Raw genomic sequence first — 17,176 nt, 5'->3', positions numbered from 1 at the left:
TGCCCGGGGCAGGCCTCTCTACAGATACTTGCCCGCTTCCTTGCGGGCGAAGGGGCGCATCGCGTCGCCATGGTCTGCCAGAAAGGCGGTGACGGCGGGGGCGTCGTGTTTCGACAGGTCGCGCAGCCACCAGGCCACGGCCTTCTGGATGAACCAGCGCTCGTCCGTCACGTAATCCGCCGCCCAGCCGAGCACCCGGTGCCGCGCCGCGCGTTCCGCCTCGGAGGGGTGGTTGGCCTTGGTCAGGCCCAGGGTCATGACCAGGGCCGCGCGCTTGGTCCACAGGTGCTCGTGGGTGGTCCAGGCCTCGACCTCGTCCAGGCGGCTGAGGTCGGCCATGATCCGCCGCTGGCCCGCCATGCAGGCGTGATCGGCGATGGCCCAGGCGTCGAACTGCGGCACCCAGGAACAGATCAGCCACCAGACCGGGGCGTCATCGGGGCGGATGCGGGCCTGGGTCAGCAGCTTGGCGGCGGCCACGCGGGCCTCGTGAATATTGCTGTCCCAAAGGGAGCTGGCCAGGGCCAGGCGCTGGTCGAGGGTCAGCCCGGCGCGCCAGTCGCGGGTGAGGTCGTTCAGCACCGGGGTGGGCACGCCCAGATAGGGGCGCGCCACCTTGTGATAGGCCGCCATGCCATCGGCACGTTCCGGGTCGGCCTCGGCCCGCAGCGCGGCCAGGGCGCCCTCGACCGAGAGCGCCCCGGAGGCTTGGGCCTCGGGGGCGGGGGCCGCTTCGGGGACGGGGGCCTCTGCCGGGCTCATTCCACCGTCACCGATTTTGCCAGGTTGCGCGGCTGGTCCACATCGGTGCCCTTGGCGACGGCGGTGTGATAGGCGATCAGCTGGGCGGGCACGGCGTAAAGGATGGGGGTCAGCACCGGGTCGATCTGCGGCATCTCGATGCTTTGCCAGATGCCATCCTGGGCCGCGGCGATACCCGCGTGATCCGAGATCAGCAGCACCTGACCGCCGCGCGCCATCACCTCTTGCATGTTCGACACGGTCTTGTCGAAAAGCGCGTCGCGCGGCGCCATGACCACCACCGGCACATGTTTGTCGATCAGCGCAATGGGCCCGTGCTTCAGCTCGCCGCTGGCGTAGGCCTCGGCGTGGATGTAGCTGATTTCCTTCATCTTCAGCGCCCCTTCCAGGGCCAGCGGGTACATCAGGCCCCGGCCCAGGAACAGCACGTCCTGCGCCTCGGCCAGTTGCAGCGACAGGGCCTCGGCGGTGGCGCCATCGTCCAGGGCGCGCGACAGGGTGGCGGGCAGGCCGCGCAGGGCCGACAGCAGATCGCCCAGGCGTTCGGCGTCGATGGTGCCGCGCTGGCGCGCCGCCTCCAGCGCCAGCAGCAGCAGCACGGTCAGCTGGCAGGAAAAGGCCTTGGTCGAGGCCACGCCGATCTCGGTCCCCGCCAGGATCGGCAGCGCCAGGTCGCTTTCCCGCGCGATCGAGCTTTCGGCCACATTGACCACCGACAGGATACTGTCGGCGCGGTCGCGGCAATAGCGCAGGGCGGCCAGGGTGTCGGCGGTCTCGCCCGACTGGCTGACGAACAGCGCCAGGGTGCCGGGGGTGATGGGTGGCTCGCGATAGCGGAATTCCGAGGCCACATCGACCTCGACCGGCATCCGGGCCAGCTGTTCGAACCAGTATTTCGCCGTCAGGCAGGCGTAATAGGCGGTGCCGCAGGCCACCAGGGTCAGCCGCTCCAGCTTGGTGAAGTCCACGCCGTCGCCGGGCAGGGTGATCGTGTCGCCCGCCTCGCCCAGGTAGAAGCGCAGCGCCTCTCCCAGAACCTGGGGCTGCTCGGCAATTTCCTTGGCCATGAAATGCTTGTGCCCGGCCTTGTCGACGCGGGCATTGTCCAGCGTCACCTGTTTCATCGGCCGATTGGCCAGGTTGCCCGCCGCGTCGTAGATGGTGACGCTGTCGCGGGTAACCACGGCCCAGTCGCCTTCCTCCAGATAGGTGATCCGGTCGGTCAGCGGCGCCAGCGCCAGGGCGTCGGACCCCACGTAGTTCTCGCCCGTGCCATGGCCGATGGCCAGGGGAGAGCCCTTGCGGGCGGCGATCATCAGATCCTCTTCGCCGTCGAAGAGGAAGAGCAGGGCAAAGGCGCCTTCCAGCCGCGGCAGGGTGCGGGCCACGGCCTCTTGCGGGGTCAGCCCCTCGGCCACGTATTGCGCCGCCAGCATGGCGACGGTTTCGGTGTCGGTCTCGGTTTCGGCGACCAGCCCGGCCTCGGCCAGTTCGGCGCGCAGCTCGCGGAAGTTCTCGATGATGCCATTGTGGACTACGGCCACCTTGCCGACCCGGTGGGGGTGGGCGTTGGCCTCGGTCGGGCTGCCATGGGTGGCCCAGCGGGTGTGGCCGATGCCGGATTTGCCCGCCAGCGGATCATGCACCAGCACGTCCGACAGGTTGACCAGCTTGCCCACGGCGCGGCGCCGGTCCAGATGGCCCTCGTTCACCGTGGCGATACCGGCGCTGTCATAGCCGCGATATTCCAGCCGTTTCAGCGCCTCGACGAGGAAGGGTGCGGCCTCGTGTTTTCCCAGATACCCGATAATTCCGCACATTATTCCACTCCTTTGGCCGCGCGGGCCTTCTTGAGTTTCAACATTTCGAACAATTTTCGCGCCATGCCGGGTTTCGTGACCTGCCGGGCCCGGGCCAGGGCCAGGGCGCCCGGTTCCACGTCGCTGGTGATGACCGAGCCCGAGCCGGTCATCGCCTCATCCCCGATCGAGACCGGCGCCACCAGCATGGTGTTCGAGCCGATGAAGGCCCGCGCGCCGATGCGCGTGCGGTGCTTCATCACCCCATCATAGTTGCAGGTGATGGTGCCCGCGCCGATATTGCTGCCCTCGCCCACCTCGGCATCGCCGATATAGCTCAGATGGTTGACCTTGGCGCCGCGGTCGATGCGGGCCTCTTTCACCTCGACGAAATTGCCGATGCGCACGTCCTCGGCCAGTTCGGCGCCGGGGCGCAGGCGGGCATAGGGGCCGACCACGCCGCCCCGGCTGACATGGCAGCCCTCAAGATGGGAAAAGGCCCGGAGGCGGGCGCCGTTCTCGACCGTGACGCCGGGCCCGAAGACCACATTGGGTTCGATCACCGTATCGCCGCCGACGAAGGTGTCATGGGCGAAGAACACCGTTTCGGGGGCCTGCATGGTGACCCCGTTCTCCAGCGCCTCTGCCCGGGCGCGAGCCTGGAAAAACCCTTCGGCGACAGAGAGTTCCGCGCGCGAGTTCACGCCCAGGGTTTCCTCTTCGGCGCAGGTCACCGCGCCCGAGCTGAGGCCCGAGGCATTGGCCAGGCCGACGATGTCGGGCAGATAGTATTCGCCCGCCGCATTGTCGTTGCCGACCTGGGCCAGCAACTCGAACAGCACCGCGCGGCTGGCGCAGACAACGCCGGAATTGCAAAGGGTTATGCGGCGTTCTTCATCCGTTGCATCCTTGTATTCGACGATCCGGTCCAGCCGTTCGCCCTGCATCACCAGCCGCCCGTAGCGCGCCGGGTCCTTTGCCTCGAAGCCCAGGACGATGACGTCATGCTTGGCGCGGGCGGCGCGCATCGCCTCCAGCGTCTCGGGGCGGATGAAGGGGGTGTCGCCGTAAAGGACGATCACGTCGCCGTCGAAATCGGCCAGGGCCGCGCGGGCCTGGTCGACCGCATGGGCGGTGCCCTTCTGCTCGGTCTGAAGGACGACCTCGGCCGGGGGGAAGGCCTCTTGGGCCGCTTTCGCCACCTCCTCGGCGCCATGGCCCGCCACGACGATCAGCCGCGACGGCTCTAGCGCCAGGCCGCTGTCGATCGCGTGGATCAGCAGGGGCGCGCCCGCGATCTCATGCAGGACCTTGGGCCGGTCCGAGTTCATCCGCGTGCCCTTGCCCGCGGCCAGGATTACCAGTGCCGTGCTCATCTTGCCCCCTCGCCGGGCTTCGCCCGGTCGGCTTGTCATGCCGGATGCGGCCGCCTCTGGCCCGGGCGGGACGCATCGCCTGGGCCCGCGACACCGCCGGGGCGGGGTCTGGGCCATTGTTCTTTCGTCGCGCCCGTTTTATCCGGTGGGCAGAGGCGTGCAAGCCGGGTGGCGTCGTGGCGCGATCAACTTGGGTTTCGCATCGCAACAATTGGCGGCGAAACGGCGCCTGCACGGGCTGGGCAGGGCAAGCGGGGAAGGAATGAGATGGGCGCGGTGATCTTCGATCTGGACGGGACCCTGGCGGATACCAGTGGCGATCTGCTGGCGGCGGCCAATGCCTGTTTCCGCTCGCTGGGCGCGGGCGATCTGCTGGGGGCGGGCGACGCGGGCACCGCCCTACGCGGCGGGCGCGCCATGCTGCGCCTGGGGATGACCCGGCTGGGCCGGGCCGAGGATGCGGCCGAGATCGACCGCCTTTATCCGCTGCTGCTGGAGGCCTACGCGGGCGACATCGCCCGCCACACGGTTCTCTACCCCGGCGCGATGGAGGCCGTGGCCACCCTGCGAGCCCAAGGCCACGCCGTGGCCATCTGCACCAACAAGCCCGAGGGCCTGGCCCGCCGCCTGCTGACCGAGCTGGGCGTGCTGGAGGAGTTCGCGGCCCTGATCGGCGCCGACACATTGCCGGTGAAAAAGCCCGACCCCGAACCCCTGCGCGAGGCGGCGCGCCGCGCCGGTGGTGATCCGGCCCGCTGCTGCCTGGTGGGCGACAGCGACACCGACCGCAACACCGCCCGCGCGGCGGGGGTGCCCTCTATCCTGGTGGGTTTCGGCCCCTCGGGCGAGGATATGGCGGCGCTCGCCCCCGAGGCGATCATCGGCCATTTCGACGAATTGCCCGGCGTGGTCGCCGGCCTGTCCCTCTAGGCACGAAAGGAACGCCCATGACCGAACGGTTCACCGGCAGTTTCACCCAGCAGGAACCGATCCCCGAAGAGGCCATCGAGGCCGCCGTGGCGGTGATGCGCAGCGGGCGCCTGCATCGCTACAACACCCTGCCCGACGAGGCGGGCGAGGCCGCGCTGCTGGAGAAGGAGTTCGCCGAACTGACCGGCGCCAAATACTGCGTCGCCACCGGCTCTGGCGGGATCGCCATCACCACCGCCCTGCGCGCCGTGGGGGTGAAACCCGGCGATCCCGTGCTGACCAATGCCTTTACCCTGGCCCCCGTGCCCGGCGCCATTGCTGCCGTGGGTGGGCGCCCGATCTATGTCGAGGTGACCGAAGGCCTGGTGATCGACCTGGACGATCTGGAGGCCAAGATCGGCCAGGCCCGTGTTCTGCTGCTCAGCCATATGCGCGGGCATCTGTGCGACATGGACCGGCTGATGGCGATCTGCGATGCCGCGGGCGTCAAGGTGGTCGAGGATTGCGCCCATACCATGGGGGCCGCCTGGAACGGCCAGGTCAGCGGGCGCCAGGGGCTGGCGGGCTGCTATTCCACCCAGACCTACAAACACGTCAACTCGGGCGAGGGGGGCTTTATGGTCACCGACGACGACGAGGTCGCCGCCCGCGCCGTCATCCTGACCGGCAGCTACATGCTTTATGGCAAGCACCTTGCCGCCCCCGGGCCAGAGGTTTTCGAGCGGGTGAAATACGACACCCCCAATGTCTCGGGCCGCATGGACAACCTGCGCGCCGCCATCCTGCGCCCGCAGCTGCGCAAGCTGGAGGCCCAATGCGCCGCCTGGAACGCGCGGTATCGCGTGGTCGAGGAGGGGCTGCGCGGCACCCCGGGCCTGACGGTGATCGAGCGCCCCGAGGCCGAGACCTATGTGGGCTCGTCCATCCAGTTCCTGTTGCTGGACTGGTCCGAAGAGGCGGTGCAGGAGGTGCTGGCGCGCTGTGCCGCCCGTGGGGTCGAGCTGAAGTGGTTCGGCGCCGCCGAGCCCCAGGGCTTCACCTCGCGCTATGACAGCTGGCGCTATGCGGAAAGCGCGCCCATGCCGCAGACCGACCGGGTGCTGAAGGGCATCCTGGACATGCGCCTGCCGCTGACCTTCTCTCTGGACGATTGCACCCTGCTGGCACGGATCATCCGCGCCGAGGTCGGCGCGGTCTGGCAGGCGCAGGGCTAGGGGCCTGTCCCGACGCCCCCGGCGCGCCCGATGCAAGCTAACAGTGACACCGGCCCGGCCACGGCGCCGGTGTTTTTCGTTCGGCCCATGGGCGCCAATCGCTGCGCCTTATCCGATCGCGTATTGACGCGGGACGGGGCGGGGATCTATGGTGTGAACAAGTGTTCATAAACGGGAAGGGAGGAGCCCGATGTTCACCGCATCCATGCGCTTCGATCTGGGCGAGGATATCAACGCGCTGCGCGAGGCGGTCCACGCCTGGGCGCAGGGCCGGGTCAAGCCGATGGCCGCCGAGATTGACAGCGAGAATGTCTTTCCCGCCGCGCTGTGGCGCGAGATGGGCGACATGGGCCTTCTGGGCCTGACCGTCGATGAAGAGTACGGCGGCACCGGCATGGGCTATCTGGCCCATGTGATCGCGGTCGAGGAGATCGCCCGCGCCTCCGCCTCGGTCTCTCTGTCCTATGGGGCCCATTCCAACCTCTGCGTGAACCAGATCCGCCTGAACGGCTCTGCCGAGCAGAAGGCGAAGTACCTGCCGGGCCTGGTCAGTGGCGAGCACGTCGGCGCCCTGGCGATGAGCGAGCCGGGCGCAGGCTCGGACGTGGTCAGCATGAAGCTGCGCGCCGAGAAGAAGAACGACCGCTACGTGCTGAACGGCAACAAGTACTGGATCACCAACGGGCCCGATGCGGACACCCTGGTGGTCTATGCCAAGACCGACCCGGAGGCGGGCAGCAAGGGCATCACCGCCTTCATCGTCGAGAAGTCGATGAAGGGCTTCAGCACATCGCCGCATTTCGACAAGCTGGGGATGCGTGGCTCGAACACCGCCGAGCTGATCTTCGACGATGTCGAAGTGCCCTTCGAGAACGTGCTGGGCGAAGAGGGGCGCGGCGTGCGCGTGCTTATGTCGGGGCTGGACTACGAACGCGTGGTCCTGTCGGGCATCGGCACCGGCATCATGGCCGCCTGCCTGGACGAGATCATGCCCTATATGGCCGAGCGCAAGCAGTTCGGTCAGCGCATCGGGGATTTCCAGCTGATGCAGGGCAAGATCGCCGATATGTACGTCAAGCTGAACTCGGCCCGGGCCTATGTCTACGAGGTGGCCCGCGCCTGCGACCGGGGCGAGGTCACCCGCGCCGATGCGGCGGGCTGCGTCCTTTATGCCAGCGAAGAGGCCATGGTGGTGGCGCACCAGGCGGTGCAGGCCATGGGCGGTGCGGGCTTCCTGGCGGATGCGCCGGTGGCGCGGATCTTCCGCGATGCCAAGCTGATGGAGATCGGCGCGGGCACCTCGGAAATCCGGCGGATGCTGGTCGGGCGAGAGCTGATGGCGGCGATGAGCTGATCATGCAGGCCCTGGACGCGACATATGCGGCGGCGCCCCGGCGACCCGGGGCCGCCATGCAAAACGGGCGCGCCTGTTTGGCGCGCCCGCTGGACCGGCTCCCGAGGGAACGGGCCGGTCATGTCGTTGAGCCGGGTTCAGAAGGTGTGGACGTAGGAAATGCCCACGACCAGCGGGTCGACCTCGGCGGTGCCCAGGGTGGTGTTGCCGGATTTGACCTTCATGTCGATGTCCATCCAGCGCACATCGGCACGGATCTGGCCTTTTTCGCTGACGCGGTAGTCCAGGCCGGCGTGCAGGGCCAGGCCCCAGCTGTCTTCCAGCTTCAGGTTGGGCACCGAGGAGTCGACGTCCAGGGCGGTGGTGTAGTTCACACCGGCGCCGATGAAGGGCGTCACGTCGCTGCCGTTCTGGAAGTGGTAGTTCAGGCTGATGGTCGGCGGCAGGTGTTTCACGCTGCCGATATCCGCCCCGCCCAGCTTGATGTCATGGGTGAAGGGGGTTGCGGCCAGCAGTTCGATCCCGAGGTTGTCGGTGATGAAATACTCCAGCGTCAGCGTGATCTGGGTATCGTCGTCGATGTCCAGACGGGCGCCGCCGGCGGTGCCGTTGTCGTCTTTCGGGTTCACGTTGCCGATACCGACACCAAGGGTGATGTCGCCAGCCTGCTGAGCGGCGGCACCGGACGCGCCGAGCGCCAGGACGGCGGTGGCGGAGAGGAGGAGGGTCCGGAGTTGCATGGGGTTTCCTTTCAGTCTGTCTCGACTGCCCCTTTGCGCCCCTTCGGCGGCCAATTCATTGATCTGGGTCAACTTCACCGCGCGCCGCGCGGGGGTGCGACATTCTGGCGTAGGCTTCGGCCCGCCAAGGGAAAAACAAGGAGAGGGGCATGAAGCTCGCGTCGAAGATCCTGACCGGCGGGGATGATTTCCGCACCAACCTGGCCGCCCATGAGGCCGCCCTGGCCGAGGTGCGCGCCGCCGCCGAGGCCGCGGCTGCGGGCGGGGGCGAAAAGGCCCGGGCGCGGCATCTGTCGCGGGGCAAGATGCTGCCGCGCGACCGTGTGGCGGGGCTCTTGGATCCCGGCTCGCCCTTCCTCGAGATCGGTGCCACGGCGGGCCATGCCCTTTACGACGGCGCCGCGCCGGGCGGGGGCATCATCGCCGGGATCGGTCGCGTCGCCGGGCAAGAGGTGATGGTGCTGGCCAATGACGCCACGGTGAAGGGCGGCACCTATTATCCCATCTCGGTGAAGAAACACCTGCGCGCCCAGGAGATCGCCGAGGAAAACCATCTGCCCTGCGTCTATCTGGTGGACAGCGGCGGCGCCAACCTGCCCAACCAGGATGAGGTCTTTCCCGACCGCGACCATTTCGGGCGGATCTTCTTCAACCAGGCGCGGATGTCGGCCAAGGGCATTGCCCAGATCGCCGTGGTCATGGGCAGCTGTACCGCTGGCGGCGCCTATGTGCCCGCCATGTCCGACGTGACCATCATCGTGCGCGAACAGGGCACCATCTTCCTGGCGGGCCCGCCCCTGGTGCGCGCCGCCACCGGCGAGGTCGTCACGGCCGAGGATCTGGGCGGCGGCGATCTGCACACGCGGCTGTCGGGGGTGGCCGATCACCTGGCCGAGGATGACGCCCATGCGCTGGAACTGGCCCGCGCCCAGGTGGCGGCGCTGAACCGCACCCGCCCCGGCGGCATTGTCCGCCAGTCGCCCGAGGCCCCGGCCTATGACCCCGCCGAACTGCTGGGCGTGGTGCCGGCCGATGCCAAGATCCCCTATGACGTGCGCGAGGTGATCGCGCGGCTGGTCGACGGTTCCCGCTTCGACGAGTTCAAGGCGCGCTTTGGCGAGACCCTGGTCTGCGGTTTCGCCCATATCGACGGCTGGCCCGTGGGCATCGTGGCCAACAACGGCGTGCTGTTTTCCGAAAGCGCCGTGAAGGGCGCCCATTTCGTCGAGCTGTGTTCGATGCGGAAGATCCCGCTGGTCTTCCTGCAAAACATCACCGGCTTCATGGTGGGCCGCAAATACGAGGCCGAGGGCATCGCGCGCCACGGTGCCAAGATGGTGGCCGCCGTCAGCTGCACCTCGGTGCCGAAGATCACCATGGTGGTGGGTGGCTCCTACGGGGCGGGCAACTACGGCATGGCCGGGCGCGCCTATTCCCCCCGGTTCATGTGGACCTGGCCCAATTCGCGCATTGCCGTCATGGGCGGCGATCAGGCGGCGGGCGTGCTGGCCCAGGTGCGGCGCGAGGGGCTGGAACGTCAGGGCCAGAGCTGGAGCGCCGAGGAAGAGGCCGAATTCAAGCGCCCCATGCAGGAGCAGTTCGCCCGGCAGAGCCACCCGCTCTATGCCTCGGCGCGTCTTTGGGACGACGGCATCGTCGATCCGCGCAAAAGCCGCGAGGTGCTGTCGCTGAGCCTGTCGGCCAGCCTGAACGCCCCCATCGAGGAGAGCCGCTTTGGCATTTTCCGCATGTGATCGGGGTCTGACCTGCGTGCGAAGGCCGCGCCTGCGGCGGGCGGGCAGGGGGCTCTGCCCCCGTCCCGGCGGCGCCGCGACTCCCCCGGGATATTTTTGGCAACGAGAAGAGGGGGCGGGGCGATGATCGAGACGCGTGTCACCCAGAGGTTCGATCTGCGCCATCCGGTGCTGCTGGCGCCCATGGCGGGCGTGTCGGGCGGCGCGCTGGCCGCCGCCGTCAGCGGCGCGGGCGGGCTGGGCCTGGTGGGGGGCGGCTATGCCGATCCCACTTGGGTGCGGCGCGAATGGGCGCAGGCGGGCAATGCGCGCCGGGGCTTGGGCTTCATCACCTGGGCGCTGGCCGAGACCGGTGCCCTGGGCGAGGCCCTGCTGGACGAGATACTGGCCGAGGCGCCAGAGCTGCTGTTCCTGTCCTTCGGCGACCTGGCGCCCTTTGCGGCAAAGGCGCGGGACGCGGGTGTGCCGGTGATGGCGCAGGTGCAAAGCGTTGAACAGGCCCGCGCGGCGCTGGCGGCGGGCGCCATGGCGCTGGTCGCCCAGGGCACCGAGGCCGGCGGCCATGGGGCGCGTCGCGCCACGATGACCCTGGTGCCGGAACTGGCCGATCTGTTGGCGCGCGAGGCGCCCGAGGTGCTGCTCTTTGCCGCTGGCGGCATTGCCGATGGCCGCGGCCTGGCCGCCGCGCTGATGCTGGGGGCCGAGGGCGTGGTCTGCGGCACTGCCTTCTGGGCCGCCGCCGAGGCGCTGGTGCCTGAGGGGCAGCATCGCGCCGCAATGCAGGCCGGGGGCGATGCCACCTACCGCAGCAAACTGTGGGACGTGGCGCGGCAGAAAAACTGGCCCGAGGGGTTCGACCTGCGCGGGATGCGCAATGCCTTTTCCGACGAATGGGAAGGGCGGCTCGATGCGCTGGCCCGGGACGAGGCCGCGCGGGCGCGTTGGCTGGACGCCGCCGCCACGGGCGAGGCGGATATTGCGGGCCCCATCGTGGGCGAGGGGATCGGGCTGATCGACCGGGTGCGCCCGGCGGTCGAGATCCTGGAAGAGATGGCAACGCAGGCCGAGGGGCTGCTGGCGGGTGGATGGAGGCGGCGATGAGCCTGAGCGTCTGGCAGGGCGACATCACCACCCTGGCGGTCGACGCCATCGTCAACGCCGCCAATCCGCAGTTGCTGGGGGGCGGGGGCGTCGACGGCGCCATTCACCGCGCCGCCGGGCCGGGCCTTCTGGCCGAGTGCCGCACCCTGGGCGGTTGCCCGCCGGGTGAGGCGCGGCTGACCGGCGGCCATGACCTGCCCGCGCCCCATGTGATCCACACCGTGGGGCCGGTCTGGAAGGGGGGCCAGGCGCATGAGGCCGAAACGCTGGCGGCCTGTTACGGCCATGCGCTTGACCTAGCCGCGGACGCCGGGCTGCGCTCTATCGCCTTTCCGGCGATTTCCACCGGGGTCTACGGCTATCCGGCGCGCGCCGCCGCCCGGGTCGCCGTCTGCGCCTGCCGCGCCTGGCAGGCCGAGGCCCGGGACGAGATGGACATTACGCTGGTCGCCTATGACGCCCGGCAGGCAGAGATATTGAGGGAGGCCGTCGATGGCTGAGGGACATCTGTTCAAGAAAATCCTGGTGGCAAACCGGGGCGAGATCGCCTGTCGGGTGATCGAAAGCGCGCGCGCCATGGGCATTGCCACCGTGGCGGTGCATTCCGACGTGGACGCGGGCGCCCGTCATGTGGCGCTGGCCGACGAGGCGGTCAGCCTGGGCGGCGCGCGCCCTGACGAAAGCTATCTGCGGGGTGAGGCGATCATCGCCGCCGCCCGGGCCACCGGGGCCGAGGCGGTGCATCCGGGCTATGGCTTCCTGTCCGAGAACCCCGATTTCGTCGAGGCGCTGGAGGCGGCGGGGCTGGTCTTCATCGGCCCTTCGGCCAAGGCGATCCGGGCCATGGGGCTGAAGGGCGCGGCCAAGGCGCTGATGGAAGAGGCGGGGGTGCCGGTGGTGCCGGGCTATCACGGCGCCGAGCAGTCCGAGGCGCATCTGGCCGCCGAGGCGGACCGCATCGGCTATCCCGTGCTGCTGAAGGCCGTCGCGGGCGGCGGCGGCAAGGGGATGCGCCGTGTCGACGCCCCCGAGGGCTTCGCCGAGGCGCTGGCCGCGGCCAAGGCCGAGGCGCGGGGCGCCTTCGGCAATGACGAGATGCTGGTGGAGAAATACATCCTCAGCCCGCGCCACGTCGAGGTGCAGATCTTTGGCGACGGCACCCGGGCGGTGCATCTGTTCGAGCGCGACTGTTCGCTGCAACGCCGCCACCAGAAGGTGATCGAGGAGGCCCCCGCGCCGGGCATGTCCGAGGAGGTGCGCGCCGCCATGACCGGCGCCGCCGTCCGCGCCGCCGAGGCCATTGGCTACAAGGGGGCGGGCACGATCGAGTTCATCGCCGATGGCAGTAACGGCCTGCGCGCCGATGGCTTCTGGTTCATGGAGATGAATACCCGCCTTCAGGTGGAACATCCCGTCACCGAGGCGATCACCGGCGTCGATCTGGTGGAATGGCAGATCCGCGTCGCGGCGGGCGAACCGCTGCCCTGCGCGCAAGAGGATCTGACGATCACAGGTCACGCCTTCGAGGCGCGCCTGTACGCCGAGGATGCCAGCGCTGGCTTCCTGCCTGCCACGGGTCGGCTGGACCGGCTGGCCTTCCCCGAGGGGCTGCGCATCGACACCGGCGTCCGCGAGGGCGACGAGATCAGTCCCCATTACGACCCGATGATCGCCAAGCTGATTGCCCATGGTCCGACCCGCGACGTGGCGCTGGCGCGGCTGGAGGCCGGGCTGCGGGCCACCGAAGTTGCGGGCAGCGTCACCAACCTGGGCTTCCTGGAACGGCTGGCGGCGCAAGAGGACTTCCGTGCGGGCGAGGTCGATACCGGGCTGATCGAACGCCATCAGGCGGTGCTGTGCGACGCGCCAAAGGCGGACACCGCTGCCCTGGCCTGGGCGGCGATGATCGCGCTGGATCTGGCCGAGGCCCCCGCGCCGCGCCGGGGCTTCACCCTGTGGGCGCCGCTGCGCCGCATCGTGACGCTGGACCAGGCGGGCGAGGCCCATGTGCTGGCGGTCGAAAGCCTGGAGGATGGCAGCCATGTCATCACGGCGGTCGAGGGCGGGGGCGAGGGCGCCCCGGTCGCGGCCCGCTGGCAGAACGGCGCCTGGTGGCTGGAGGGCGCGCGCGCCCCGGGCTGGCACCGCGCCGGAACCCGCATCACCCTGTTTGGCGGCTGGCCGCTGGTGCTGGACCAGGTCTTGCCCGGTCAGGGGGCCGACGAGGGCGCGGGCGGTGACGTGATCCTGGCGCCGATGCCGGGCCTTCTGCGTCAGCTTTTCGCGGCCCCCGGCGATACGGTTGCCGCCGGGCAACGATTGGCTATCCTTGAGGCCATGAAGATGGAACACGCGCTTGTCGCCCCGCGAGATGGTATCGTTGCCGAAATTCTGACCACGGAGGGCGGCCAGGTCGAAGCCGGCGCCGCTCTGATCCGGCTTGAGGCGGAGGATGCGGGAGAGGCCGCATGATCACGCTGCATCATTGTGCCGGGTCGCGCTCTATGCGGGTGCTGTGGCTACTCTACGAGCTGGGGGTGCCCTTCGAGATGTCGATCCGCCCCTTCGACGCCTCGCTGCGCCAGCCCGACTACCTGTCGCTGTCACCCGCCGGTCGGGTGCCCGCGCTGGAAATGGACGGCGAGACCTATTTCGAAAGCCTGGCGATCATGGAGATCCTCTGTGAACGCTTCCCCGAGCGCGGCCTGGGCCGCCCGGCGGGGGATCTGGACCGGCCCGACTGGCTGGTCTGGCTGCACTTTGCCGAAACCGTCTCGCAGCACTGTGCGGCGCTGACGCAACAGCATCTGGTGCTGCACGAGGACTGGATGCGCTCGCCCACCGTGATGAAGATCGAGGTGGCGCGGCTGAAGAAATGCTTTGCCGCCATCGAGGGGCGCCTGTCGACCCCGGTCGAGAACCGCGACTACCTGCTGACCTCGGGCTTTTCGGCGGCCGACATTGCCGTCGGGCAGGCGGTGTGGATGGCGCTGCATTTCACCGACATGGAGGGGTTCCCCGAAATGGCGGCCTGGTACGAGCGTATCACCGACCGGCCAAGCTTTGCCAGCGCGCGGCCCGAGCCCGACACCGGGGTCTATGCGCAGGATTTCTATCCGCCGCTGCAAGAAAGCCCGCCGCAGTAAGCGCGGCGGCACACACATAGGGAGGGGGGAGCGATGACCGAGAGGGTCGAGATATTCGAGGTGGGCCCGCGCGACGGGTTGCAGAACGAGGCGCGGGCCATTCCGGTGGCCGAGAAGATCGCCCTGGTCGATTGCCTCAGCCGGGCGGGGTTCGCGCGCATCGAATGCGCCAGCTTCGTCAGCCCGAAATGGGTGCCGCAGATGGCGGGCAGCGCAGACGTGCTGGCCGGCATCACCCGGGCGCCCGGCGTGCGCTATACCGCGCTGACCCCCAATATGCGGGGCTTCGAGGACGCGCTGGCGGCGGGGGTGGACGAGGTGGCCGTCTTCGGCGCCGCCTCCGAAGGGTTCAGCCGCGCCAATATCAACGCCTCCATCGCCGAAAGCCTGGATCGGTTCCGCCCGGTGGTCGAGGCCGCCCGCGCCGCCGATCTGCCGGTGCGCGGCTATGTCAGCTGCGTCACCCATTGCCCCTATGACGGCGCCGTGGCGCCCGAGGCGGTGGCCGATGTGGCGGCAGAGCTGTTCGACATGGGCTGCACCGAGATCTCGCTGGGCGAGACCCTGGGCCGCGCCACCCCGGAGGAGGTGGCGCCGATGCTGCGCGCGGTGCTGCACCAGATCCCCGCCGAACGGGTGGCGGGGCATTTCCACGACACCGGGGGCCGGGCGCTGGACAATATAGATGTGGCGCTGGACCTCGGGCTGCGGATTTTCGATGCCGCCGTCGGCGGGCTGGGCGGCTGCCCCTATGCGCCGGGGGCGGCGGGCAATGTGGCCACAGAGGCCGTGCGCGCCCGCGTCGAGGCGCGCGGCTTTGCCACCGGGCTGGACCCGGCGGTTCTGGAAGAGGCGGCGGCGATGGCCCGCAGGATGCGGCAGGGAGAGACGGCATGAGCTACCAGACGATCCGTATCGAACAGGACGCGCGCGGCGTGGCCCATCTGTGGCTGGCCCGTGCCGAGAAACACAATGCGATGAACGCGGTGATGATCGACGAGTTGACGGCGGCGGCGGCCCAGCTGGGCGATGACCCGTCGGTGCGCGTCGTGGTGCTGGGCGCCGAGGGCCGCAGCTTCTGCGCCGGGGGCGATCTGGGCTGGATGCAGGACCAGATGCGCGCCAACAGCGCCACGCGGCGGGTGGAGGCGCGCAAGCTGGCCGACATGCTGGGCGCGCTCGACGCGCTGCCCAAGCCGCTGATCGGGCGGGTGCAGGGCAATTGCTTTGGCGGCGGCGTCGGGCTGGCGGCGGTCTGTGACGTGGCCATTGGCGCCGATGTGGTGAAGATGGCCCTGACCGAGACCCGACTGGGCCTGATCCCCGCCACCATCGGCCCCTATGTCATCGCCCGCACCGGCCCGGCGGGCGCCCGGCGCATCTTTTTCCAGGGCAACCGCTTTGACGCCGCCCTGGCGCAAGAGCTGGATCTGCTGGCCCGGGTGGTGCCCGCCGAGGGGCTGGACGCGGCCATCGAGGCCGAGCTGGCCCCGATCCTGGAGACCGCGCCCGAGGCCGTGGCCCGGGCCAAGCGCCTGGCCCGGCGTCTGGGCGGCGCGCCCAGCGAGGCCGAGGTGGCCCATTCGGTCGAGGAGCTGGTTGCCTGTTGGGAAGGCAGCGAGGCCCAGGCCGGGATCGCGGCCTTCTTCGCCAAGACGACCCCGCCCTGGCAGGGCTGAAACCGGGGGGCGGCGCGGGCCCCGGGCCGCGCCGCGCCGGATCGGCGGAGGGGGGCAGGGCCCGCGCAGCCATACGGTGCTGCATTGCGGCACCTGGGCCGCTGCCGCGCAGGGTGCTGAGATCAGGGCACTTTCCCGCGCCCATGCCGCGCCGCAGAGGGGGCGACGGCAAAACTGAGTGATTCCGTCATGTATTTCCGACTGATTCCGTTGGGTACTGCTGGCGACGCGGCAATGCGGCGTTAACCGTCGTGGCCGAGATCAATTCCTTGGTATTCAATTGTTTACAAAGGAAGTTCAGGACACATCGTAACCGTGTAAAACGCGCGCCCTCGGTTGACCCTGCCGGGGGGCGAGCGTAAAACCCGACACAGCCTTGAGGGTCCGGACGCGCGGACCCCCGCCGCCCATGAAAGGAGCCATTCGTGGAAGAGATGCTGCGGGAATACCTTCCCATCCTCATCTTTCTCGCGGTCGCGATCGCCCTTGGCCTGGTCTTGATCCTCGCCGCGCTGATCCTCGCCGTGCGCAACCCCGATCCCGAAAAAGTCAGCGCCTACGAATGCGGCTTCAACGCTTTCGACGATGCGCGGATGAAATTCGACGTCCGGTTCTATCTGGTGTCGATCCTGTTCATCATCTTCGACCTGGAAATCGCCATGCTGTTCCCCTGGGCCGTGGCCTTCAAGGACATCTCGATGGTGGGCTTCTGGTCGATGATGGTCTTCCTGGCCGTCCTGACCATCGGCTTCGCCTATGAATGGAAGAAGGGAGCCCTGGAATGGGAGTGATGACCTCTGCCAATACCGCGCAGGCCGACAAGGAAGTCGCCACCCAGGCGCTGAACCGGGAACTTCAGGACAAGGGGTTCCTGCTGACCTCGACCGAAGACCTGATCACCTGGGCGCGGACCGGCTCTCTGCACTGGATGACCTTTGGCCTGGCCTGCTGCGCCGTCGAGATGATGCACAGCTCGATGCCGCGCTACGACATCGAACGTTTCGGCACCGCGCCGCGGGCCTCCCCGCGCCAGTCCGACGTGATGATCGTCGCGGGCACCCTGACCAACAAGATGGCCCCGGCGCTGCGCAAGGTCTACGACCAGATGCCCGAACCGCGTTACGTCATCTCGATGGGCAGCTGCGCCAATGGCGGCGGCTACTATCACTACAGCTACTCGGTGGTGCGCGGTTGCGACCGCATTGTGCCCGTGGACATCTACGTCCCCGGCTGCCCGCCGACCGCCGAGGCGCTGGTTTACGGCATTTTGCAGCTGGCGCGGAAGATCCGTCGCACCGGCACTCTGACGCGCTGAGGGGGC

At 68.9% G+C, this 17,176-nt stretch carries 16 protein-coding genes; 12 read left to right on the top strand and 4 right to left on the bottom strand.

The window, feature by feature from the left end:
* Window positions 1-18: 18 nt before the first annotated feature.
* Genes ACRARE_RS14430 through glmU form a run of 3 tightly spaced genes read right to left on the bottom strand, consistent with a single transcriptional unit; the run spans window position 19 to window position 3,937 of the window.
* Complete coding sequence (locus ACRARE_RS14430; RefSeq protein WP_432657147.1) at window positions 19-762, bottom strand: DNA alkylation repair protein; 744 nt, start codon at window positions 760-762, stop codon at window positions 19-21.
* Window positions 759-2,582 carry a glutamine--fructose-6-phosphate transaminase (isomerizing) gene (gene glmS, locus ACRARE_RS14425; RefSeq protein WP_432657146.1) on the bottom strand — a complete coding sequence of 608 codons (1,824 nt, stop codon included), beginning with the start codon at window positions 2,580-2,582 and terminating at the stop codon, window positions 759-761. The genes ACRARE_RS14430 and glmS overlap by 4 nt, the downstream gene beginning before the upstream one ends.
* Window positions 2,582-3,937 (bottom strand): bifunctional UDP-N-acetylglucosamine diphosphorylase/glucosamine-1-phosphate N-acetyltransferase GlmU, encoded by a 1,356-nt coding sequence (gene glmU / locus ACRARE_RS14420; protein WP_432657145.1) that lies wholly within the window; start codon window positions 3,935-3,937, stop codon window positions 2,582-2,584. Before glmU ends, glmS begins: the two co-directional genes overlap by 1 nt.
* Before the next feature lie 267 nt (window positions 3,938-4,204).
* On the opposite strand from glmU, the gene ACRARE_RS14415 reads away from it, so the two are divergent.
* From ACRARE_RS14415 to ACRARE_RS14405, 3 genes are all read left to right on the top strand, one after another.
* A complete protein-coding gene (locus tag ACRARE_RS14415; RefSeq protein WP_432657144.1) occupies window positions 4,205-4,867 on the top strand; it encodes an HAD-IIIA family hydrolase in 663 nt (220 codons plus the stop codon).
* Between the two features lie 17 nt (window positions 4,868-4,884).
* A complete protein-coding gene (locus tag ACRARE_RS14410) occupies window positions 4,885-6,081 on the top strand; it encodes a DegT/DnrJ/EryC1/StrS family aminotransferase (RefSeq protein ID WP_432657143.1) in 1,197 nt (398 codons plus the stop codon).
* A gap of 190 nt (window positions 6,082-6,271) precedes the next feature.
* Entirely contained in the window at window positions 6,272-7,435 is a 1,164-nt protein-coding gene (locus ACRARE_RS14405) for an isovaleryl-CoA dehydrogenase (RefSeq protein WP_432657142.1), read from the top strand.
* Window positions 7,436-7,572: 137 nt separating this feature from the next.
* On the opposite strand, the gene ACRARE_RS14400 is transcribed toward ACRARE_RS14405, so the two are convergent.
* Window positions 7,573-8,175 carry an OmpW/AlkL family protein gene (locus tag ACRARE_RS14400; protein ID WP_432657141.1) on the bottom strand — a complete coding sequence of 201 codons (603 nt, stop codon included), beginning with the start codon at window positions 8,173-8,175 and terminating at the stop codon, window positions 7,573-7,575.
* 149 nt (window positions 8,176-8,324) lie between these two features.
* On the opposite strand from ACRARE_RS14400, the gene ACRARE_RS14395 reads away from it, so the two are divergent.
* The 9 genes from ACRARE_RS14395 to ACRARE_RS14355 all read left to right on the top strand — a co-directional run bounded on the left by ACRARE_RS14395 (window position 8,325) and on the right by ACRARE_RS14355 (window position 17,170).
* Window positions 8,325-9,929: a carboxyl transferase domain-containing protein gene (locus tag ACRARE_RS14395; protein ID WP_432657140.1), complete on the top strand. Its 1,605-nt coding sequence runs from the start codon at window positions 8,325-8,327 to the stop codon at window positions 9,927-9,929.
* Window positions 9,930-10,052: 123 nt separating this feature from the next.
* Complete coding sequence (locus tag ACRARE_RS14390) at window positions 10,053-11,030, top strand: NAD(P)H-dependent flavin oxidoreductase (RefSeq protein ID WP_432657139.1); 978 nt, start codon at window positions 10,053-10,055, stop codon at window positions 11,028-11,030.
* Window positions 11,027-11,530 (top strand): O-acetyl-ADP-ribose deacetylase, encoded by a 504-nt coding sequence (locus ACRARE_RS14385; RefSeq protein ID WP_432657138.1) that lies wholly within the window; start codon window positions 11,027-11,029, stop codon window positions 11,528-11,530. Before ACRARE_RS14390 ends, ACRARE_RS14385 begins: the two co-directional genes overlap by 4 nt.
* On the top strand, window positions 11,523-13,502 hold the full coding sequence (locus ACRARE_RS14380) for an acetyl/propionyl/methylcrotonyl-CoA carboxylase subunit alpha (RefSeq protein WP_432657137.1): 1,980 nt from the start codon (window positions 11,523-11,525) through the stop codon (window positions 13,500-13,502). The genes ACRARE_RS14385 and ACRARE_RS14380 overlap by 8 nt, the downstream gene beginning before the upstream one ends.
* Entirely contained in the window at window positions 13,499-14,176 is a 678-nt protein-coding gene (locus ACRARE_RS14375; protein ID WP_432657136.1) for a glutathione S-transferase family protein, read from the top strand. Before ACRARE_RS14380 ends, ACRARE_RS14375 begins: the two co-directional genes overlap by 4 nt.
* 33 nt (window positions 14,177-14,209) lie before the next feature.
* Window positions 14,210-15,073, top strand: a complete 864-nt coding sequence (locus tag ACRARE_RS14370) for a hydroxymethylglutaryl-CoA lyase (protein ID WP_432657135.1) — start codon at window positions 14,210-14,212, stop codon at window positions 15,071-15,073.
* A complete protein-coding gene (locus tag ACRARE_RS14365; protein ID WP_432657134.1) occupies window positions 15,070-15,855 on the top strand; it encodes a crotonase/enoyl-CoA hydratase family protein in 786 nt (261 codons plus the stop codon). The genes ACRARE_RS14370 and ACRARE_RS14365 overlap by 4 nt, the downstream gene beginning before the upstream one ends.
* A 425-nt stretch (window positions 15,856-16,280) precedes the next feature.
* Window positions 16,281-16,646 carry an NADH-quinone oxidoreductase subunit A gene (locus ACRARE_RS14360; RefSeq protein ID WP_432657133.1) on the top strand — a complete coding sequence of 122 codons (366 nt, stop codon included), beginning with the start codon at window positions 16,281-16,283 and terminating at the stop codon, window positions 16,644-16,646.
* Window positions 16,646-17,170, top strand: coding sequence for a NuoB/complex I 20 kDa subunit family protein (locus ACRARE_RS14355; protein ID WP_432657249.1), 525 nt, complete (start codon window positions 16,646-16,648; stop codon window positions 17,168-17,170). The genes ACRARE_RS14360 and ACRARE_RS14355 overlap by 1 nt, the downstream gene beginning before the upstream one ends.
* Window positions 17,171-17,176: the final 6 nt, after the last annotated feature.

The organism is Pseudooceanicola aquaeponti, assembly GCF_050897975.1.
Classification (GTDB): domain Bacteria; phylum Pseudomonadota; class Alphaproteobacteria; order Rhodobacterales; family Rhodobacteraceae; genus Pseudooceanicola.
The sequence above is the reverse complement of the archived record's forward strand: the minus strand, read 5'-3'. Positions and strand labels throughout refer to the sequence as shown.